The sequence below is a fragment of the Cedecea sp. B1(4) genome (assembly GCF_059414925.1).
The window spans coordinates 117734-124558 of record NZ_JCAHMZ010000012.1 but is presented as its reverse complement, the minus strand read 5'-3'; the positions used below and the strand labels follow the sequence as shown (position 1 = coordinate 124558).

At 57.8% G+C, this 6825-nt stretch carries 7 protein-coding genes; 5 read left to right on the top strand and 2 right to left on the bottom strand.

Annotation, left to right across the window (positions count from 1 at the left end):
- Positions 1-308: 308 nt before the first annotated feature.
- The 5 genes from ACR6JA_RS20800 (at position 309) to ACR6JA_RS20780 (ending at position 4683) form a co-directional block, all read left to right on the top strand.
- The gene (locus ACR6JA_RS20800) at positions 309-1223 is read left to right on the top strand and encodes a metal ABC transporter substrate-binding protein (protein ID WP_494494246.1); all 915 of its coding nucleotides are present in this window, start codon (positions 309-311) and stop codon (positions 1221-1223) included.
- Positions 1220-2038, top strand: coding sequence for a manganese/iron ABC transporter ATP-binding protein (locus ACR6JA_RS20795; protein WP_166993158.1), 819 nt, complete (start codon positions 1220-1222; stop codon positions 2036-2038). The genes ACR6JA_RS20800 and ACR6JA_RS20795 overlap by 4 nt, the downstream gene beginning before the upstream one ends.
- On the top strand, positions 2038-2895 hold the full coding sequence (gene sitC / locus ACR6JA_RS20790; RefSeq protein WP_008453328.1) for an iron/manganese ABC transporter permease subunit SitC: 858 nt from the start codon (positions 2038-2040) through the stop codon (positions 2893-2895). Before ACR6JA_RS20795 ends, sitC begins: the two co-directional genes overlap by 1 nt.
- On the top strand, positions 2892-3740 hold the full coding sequence (locus ACR6JA_RS20785; RefSeq protein WP_008453332.1) for a metal ABC transporter permease: 849 nt from the start codon (positions 2892-2894) through the stop codon (positions 3738-3740). Before sitC ends, ACR6JA_RS20785 begins: the two co-directional genes overlap by 4 nt.
- Positions 3741-3819: 79 nt before the next feature.
- The gene (locus ACR6JA_RS20780; protein ID WP_213714826.1) at positions 3820-4683 is read left to right on the top strand and encodes a MurR/RpiR family transcriptional regulator; all 864 of its coding nucleotides are present in this window, start codon (positions 3820-3822) and stop codon (positions 4681-4683) included.
- Here ACR6JA_RS20780 and ACR6JA_RS20775 read toward each other — a convergent pair.
- Together ACR6JA_RS20775 and ACR6JA_RS20770 are read right to left on the bottom strand one after the other, a co-directional pair.
- Positions 4680-5072 carry a RidA family protein gene (locus ACR6JA_RS20775; RefSeq protein WP_166867347.1) on the bottom strand — a complete coding sequence of 131 codons (393 nt, stop codon included), beginning with the start codon at positions 5070-5072 and terminating at the stop codon, positions 4680-4682. The genes ACR6JA_RS20780 and ACR6JA_RS20775 overlap by 4 nt on opposite strands.
- Before the next feature lie 129 nt (positions 5073-5201).
- Complete coding sequence (locus ACR6JA_RS20770) at positions 5202-6638, bottom strand: N-acyl-D-amino-acid deacylase family protein (RefSeq protein ID WP_494494278.1); 1437 nt, start codon at positions 6636-6638, stop codon at positions 5202-5204.
- Positions 6639-6825: the final 187 nt, after the last annotated feature.

Here is a 6825-nt window from a genome sequence, read left to right as displayed (position 1 = left end):
TGATAGCCGGTGGGTTTACCGCTTCAGCGGCGATGAGCTCGCCGGGCGCCGGGGGTTGTCAGGGGGCATGGCGTAGTGCCCCCTGACACGTTCACCGTGATCTGAACGTGCAGGGGAAATCGGCCAAGAGGTGAACGGAACCTTAGCCAATCCAACATAGACAGAAGAGTTTTGTCATTAATATCCCCAGAGTTACCCCTCTTTTAAATCACACAAATGATAATAGTTTGCATTTAGTTATAGCAACAGCTATGTTTTATAGCACTTGCTATAAACGCCGAATCTATAATCACTCGTGAGGGAAGACGATGCCCGGGAAACTGAAGTTAACGCAAAGTATTGTCGCTGCCGCCGCCGCGCTGGCGATGTTGCTGGGTGCCGCTCAGGCGCAGGCAAAATTTAAGGCGATCACCACCTTTACTATCATCGCCGATATGGCGCAGAACGTAGCCGGTGACGCGGCAGACGTGGAGTCTATCACCAAGCCCGGAGCGGAAATTCACGAATACCAGCCGACGCCGGGAGACATTCGTCGGGCGCAGGGCGCTCAGCTGATCCTGACCAACGGGCTGAACCTCGAACTCTGGTTCGCGAAGTTTTATCAACATCTGAAAGGCGTGCCCGAAGTCGTCGTCACCACCGGCATTCAGCCCACGGGCATCACCGAAGGCCCTTATAACGGTAAACCTAACCCTCACGCATGGATGTCCCCGCAAAATGCGCTGATCTACGTCGATAACATCCGGGATGCGTTCGTCAAATACGATCCAGGCAACGCGGCGACCTATACCCGCAACGCCGAAGCCTACAAACAGAAAATTCAGCAGACCATCGAGCCGCTGCGCAACGAACTGGCAAAAATTCCGGCGGATAAGCGCTGGCTGGTCACCAGCGAAGGCGCTTTTTCCTACCTCGCCAACGACTTTGGCCTGAAAGAACTCTATCTGTGGCCGATCAATGCCGATCAGCAGGGCACCCCGCAGCAGGTGCGCAAAGTGATCGACAGCGTTCGCCAATACCAGATCCCGACGATCTTCAGCGAAAGCACCATCTCCGACAAACCTGCTCGCCAGGCGGCGCGGGAGTCTGGCGCACACTATGGCGGCGTGCTTTATGTCGATTCTTTGAGTGCCGCAGACGGCCCGGTACCGACCTATCTTGATCTGCTGCGCGTCACCACCAGCACCATCGTGAACGGCATCAATGCAGGGCTGAAAAAATGAGTCGTCGTCCCGGCATAGTCGTTCAGGACGCCAGCGTCACCTATCGCAATGGCCACACCGCGCTGCGGGCGGCCAGCTTTGAAATCCCGACTGGCACCATTGCGGCGCTGGTCGGCGTCAACGGTTCCGGGAAATCCACGCTGTTTAAAGCGATCATGGGCTTTGTGCGCCTAGCCAGCGGTAGCATCTCGATTCTGGATATGCCCACGAAAAAAGCACTGCGCCACAACCTGGTGGCCTATGTGCCGCAGTCCGAGGACGTGGACTGGACGTTCCCGGTGCTGGTGGAAGACGTAGTGATGATGGGCCGATTTGGCCACATGGGAATGCTGCGCATTCCCGGCAAGGCCGACAAACAGGCGGTAGACAACGCCCTCGCCCGCGTCGGCATGAGTGAGTTCCGCAAGCGACAAATTGGCGAACTGTCCGGCGGCCAGAAAAAGCGCGTGTTCCTCGCCCGGGCAATTGCCCAGGACGGCCAGGTGATTCTGCTGGACGAACCGTTCACCGGCGTGGACGTGAAAACGGAAGAGCAGATCATCGCCCTGCTGCGCGAGCTGCGGGACGAAGGCCGCACGATGCTGGTTTCAACCCACAACCTTGGCGCCGTGACCGACTATTGCGACTACACCGTGCTGGTGAAAGGCACCGTGCTGGCCTGCGGCCCGACCAATGTCACTTTTACGCAAGAAAACCTGGAACTGGCGTTCAGCGGCGTACTGCGCCACGTCACCTTAACCGGGAAAGAAACCAGCGTCCTCACCGACGACGAAAGGCCGTTTATCCACGGCGCGCCGTTAAAAGGGGAACCGTAATGTCCGTCCTGCTCGAACCGTTCAGCTATGGCTACATGTTTAACGCCATCTGGGTATCTGCGCTGGTCGGCGGCGTGTGCGCCTTTCTTTCCTGCTACCTGATGCTGAAAGGCTGGTCGCTGATCGGCGATGCCCTTTCCCACTCCATCGTGCCTGGCGTAGCCGGAGCCTATATGCTCGGCCTGCCGTTTTCCATCGGCGCGTTTTTCTCCGGCGGCCTCGCCGCAGGCACCATGCTGTTTTTAAACCAGCGCACGCGCCTGCGTGAAGACACCATTATTGGCCTTATTTTTTCGTCATTCTTTGGCCTCGGGCTGTTTATGGTGTCGCTCAATCCGACGTCGGTAAACATCCAGACCATCGTGCTCGGCAATATTCTCGCCATCGCCCCATCGGATATTGTGCAGTTGGCGATTATCGGTTTTGTCTCGCTGGCGATTCTGCTGCTGAAGTGGAAAGACCTGATGGTGACCTTCTTCGACGAAAACCACGCGCGCTCCATTGGCCTTAACCCTTTGTGGCTCAAAGGATTATTCTTCACCCTGCTGTCGGCCACCACCGTGGCGGCGCTGCAAACCGTTGGCGCGTTTCTGGTGATTTGCATGGTGGTCACGCCGGGCGCAACGGCTTATTTATTGACCGACCGTTTCCCGAAACTGCTGATCATTTCCGTCACGTTAGGCACCTTTACCAGCGCCTTCGGCACATGGATAAGCTACTTCCTCGACGGCGCCACCGGCGGCATTATCGTGGTGCTGCAAACGCTTATTTTCCTGCTGACCTTCGTGTTTGCCCCCAAACACGGCCTGCTGGCTAACCGTCGGCGCGCGCGCCTGAGCCTGGAGCAAACGCCATGAGCCTGTTAGACACGCTGCTTTCGCCCTTCCAGTTTGGCTTTATGATCAACGCTCTGACCATGACCACGCTGGTCGCCATTCCGTGTGCGCTGCTCTCCTGCTTCCTGGTGTTAAAAGGCTGGGCGCTGATGGGCGATGCCATGAGCCACGCGGTCTTCCCCGGTGTGGTGATCGCCTGGATGGTCGGCCTGCCGCTGGGCCTCGGCGCGTTCGTGGCCGGGCTGTTTTGCGCCTTTGCCACCGGCTATCTGCAGGACAACAGCCGCATCAAGCGCGACACGGTGATGGGCATCGTCTTCTCCGGCATGTTTGGCGCCGGGCTGGTGCTCTACGTTTACCTAAAGCCAGATATCCATCTCGACCACATCCTGTTCGGCGATATGCTGGGGGTGAGCGGCAGCGATATTCTGCAAACGGGCGCTATCGTGCTGCTCACGGTGATCGTTGTAGGGCTAAAATGGCGGGACTTGCTGCTGCATGCGTTCGACCCGATTCAGGCCCAGGTCTCCGGCCTGAACGTGAAGCTGCTGAACTACGGCCTGCTCTGCCTGGTTTCGCTGACCATCGTCGCGGCGCTGAAGGCGGTGGGAATTATCCTCGCGATTTCCCTGCTGATTGCGCCAGGCGCTATCGCTTCGCTGCTGACCCGTACCTTTAAAGGCATGATGCTGGTCGCGCTTGGGCAGGCTATCGTCACGTCGTTTCTTGGCGTCTATCTTTCCTTCTTTATCGACAGCGCCCCCGCACCGACCATCGTTGTGCTTTCTGCCTTAGTCTTTATCGCGGCATTTATTCGGGCCACGATCAAACAGCGGCGTATGGAAGCGATTAGTGAGCCATTCTGAATCCGCGTGAAGCGACCCTGGCAACGGTTTTATGGTACAAAGTACCTTCTCTTTTTTGCACAAGTACCAGGGTCGCGCCATGAGCTACACCATCGATATTATCTCCTGCATCACCGACCGTTTCGTTGAGCTGACCGCCACCGAAAAGCGCATTGCGCAGTTTATTCTGGATGATGTGCAAACCGCCGCGGCACTGCCCATTTCGGAAATGGCGCGCCAGACGCAAACCAGCCAGGCGTCGATAACCCGCTTTGCCCGCGCTATCGGCTGCAAGGACGTGCGCGAACTGAAGGTCAAACTAGCTCAGTCGCTGGCGGTGGGGCAGCGCTTTATTCTCGACGTGCCGGACCTCGAAGGCGTGCAGGGGATCTACGAAACCATCATCAACGTGCTGGATATCAACCGCCGCGCGCTAAACCCGGAGTCACTCAACAAGGCCGTGACCTGGCTGAGCAACGCGCGGCAAATCCTGGCGCTGGGCATGGGCGGCGGATCAACTATTTGCGCGCAGGAGTTACAGTTTCGTCTCTTTCGTCTGGGCCTGCCGGTAGTGAGCCAAAGCGATGGCCTGCTGGCGAGAATGATGGCGGCGTCGGTGGCCTCCAACGATGTGGTGGTGGCGCTATCACTGGGAGGCTACACGCCGGAAGTGGTGGAGAGCGCGGCGATTGCCCGCCAGTACGGCGCAAAGATCATCGCCATTACCCCGCAGGAAACACCGCTGGCTGAACAGGCCGATATCGTATTACCGCTGATTATTCGCGAGAACGACTACATTTTTAAGCCGAGCACTTCGCGTTACGCCATGCTGGCGATGATTGATGTATTGGCCACCGAACTGGCGATGGCCAACAAAAGCCAGGCGAAGGACCGGCTGCGCCGCATCAAGCTGGCGCTGGATAGCCATCGAGGCGGGGCAGACAGGCAGCCGCTAGGCGATTAACCCCGGTCGGCGCGGTAGCAGGTCACATCCACTTCAACTTTACAGTCCACCACCAGGTCCGCCACGCAGCACACGCGGGCCGGCGGGTGGTCACCGAAGAACTCCCGGAACACTTTATTGAAGGACTGGAAGTAGCGGGCGTCAGTCAGGTAGACCTTCACGTGGACCACGTCAGCGAGGGTGTAGCCCGCTTCGGTCATGATATCCACGCAGTTTTGAATCGCCAGCCGCGACTGGTCGACAATCCCGCCTTCAACCACTTCGCCGTCTTTCATCGGCGTTTGGCCGGACACATACAGCCACCCGGCCGCTTCTACGGCTTTGGCAAAAGGTAGCGGCTGTCCGCCGGTGCCGGTACTGCCGCCCACGCCATAACGTTTAATGCTCATCATTGCTCCTTGTTGATCGGTTTACCCTCACCCTAACCCTCTCCCTGGAAGGGAGAGGGGACAAACGTCCAGCCCGGGAACGGCTTCACCTCTCCTCATTGGGCAGAGGGCCGGGGTGAGGGGCTAAATTCACTTCTGCCGACGCAGAAATCGCCCAGCTCGGCCAGTCACCTTCTGCTCGAACCCATAGCTCATCACGCCGTTCACCATCACCGCTTCAATACCCGCCGCAGGCTGCTTCGGGTTATTGAAGCTCGCGACGTCGCGCACGGTCAGCGGGTCGAACAACACCAGGTCAGCATAATAACCGCGCTTCACCAGGCCCCGTTCGGGCAACTGGAACCGCGCCGCCGACATTCCCGTCATCTTATGCACCGCCTGCGTCAGTGGGAAAAGCTTCTCGTCGCGGCTGTAGTGCCCCAGCACGCGGGGGAATGCGCCCCACAGGCGGGGATGCGGCATCGGATCGTTCGGCAGCCCGTCTGACCCAACCATTGTCGCCGGGTAGCGCAGCACACGCCGCACGTCCTGCTCGTCCATGTTGTAGTAAATCGCCCCTGCGGGCATCAGTAATTTTCCCGCTTCGTGAAGTGACATCGACCAGTCAGCCGCAATTTGCTTCAGCGACCGCCCGGCGACCTCCGGGTGCGGTTCAGACCAGGTAATCACGATCTCGAACTCGTCGGTGATCTGTTTCATGTCCAGCGTTGAAGAGCTGGCGGAATACGGATAGCAGTCGCAAGAGACATCCTGCTGCTCACGTACTTTGTCGAACAACTTCAGCGTTTCAACCGTGCGGCCCCAGTTTTTCGCCCCGGCGCACTTGTGGTGCGACACCACAACCGGCACCTTCCCGTGGCGGCCAATGCGGAAAGCCTCATCCAGCGCCTCAAGAATCGGCTCAAACTCGGAGCGCAAATGGGTGGTGTAAATCCCCTTCTCCGCCGCTAATTCCTCCACCAGCGCCATCACCTCTTCGGTGGTGGACTGGAACGCGCTGGCATAGGCCAGGCCGGTGCTCAGCCCAAGCGCCCCCTGCTGCAGCGCCTGTTTTAGCTGGCCGCGCATGGCGAGAATCTCCGCTTCCGTCGCCGGGCGGAACAAATCATCCATCTGGTTGTTACGCAGCGCGGTATGGCCAATCAGCGTACCCACGTTAATGGCCGGGCGAGCCTGCTCCACGGCATGGGCGTACGCTTCGACGGTGGGATAAACAAACTGGTGCGCCTCACCCAGCAAATTCATCGGGTCAGGCACCAGCGCATTGATGGTCGCCCCCGCCGCACTGATGCCGCAGTTGCCGACGATCACCGTAGTAATGCCCTGGCTAATTTTCGGCAGATACTCAGGAAAACGGATCACGTTAATGTCGTCATGGGTGTGAACATCAATAAACCCCGGCGCTAATACCCGCCCGCTGCCGTCGATCTCATGCACGGCCTCGCCGGAAATCCCCGGCGCAATATCGGCTATTCGGTCACCCTGCACCGCCACATCGGCCAGGTATTCCGCACCGCCGGAGCCGTCAATCACAGTGACATTCCTGAAGAGATAATCGAACTTCATCTGCGCCTCACGCCAGTCATAATCTGCGTGCAAGTTAACCATTTACAAGCCATAAAAACAGTGAAAAACTAAACAAAACCCTTGCAAATCAATGATACTTTTATTCATTAAATTCAAGTTCATTGAATAATTAATATAAATAACATCAAGTTAAAATTGATACTCAATCTGAAAGAAAGAATAATCC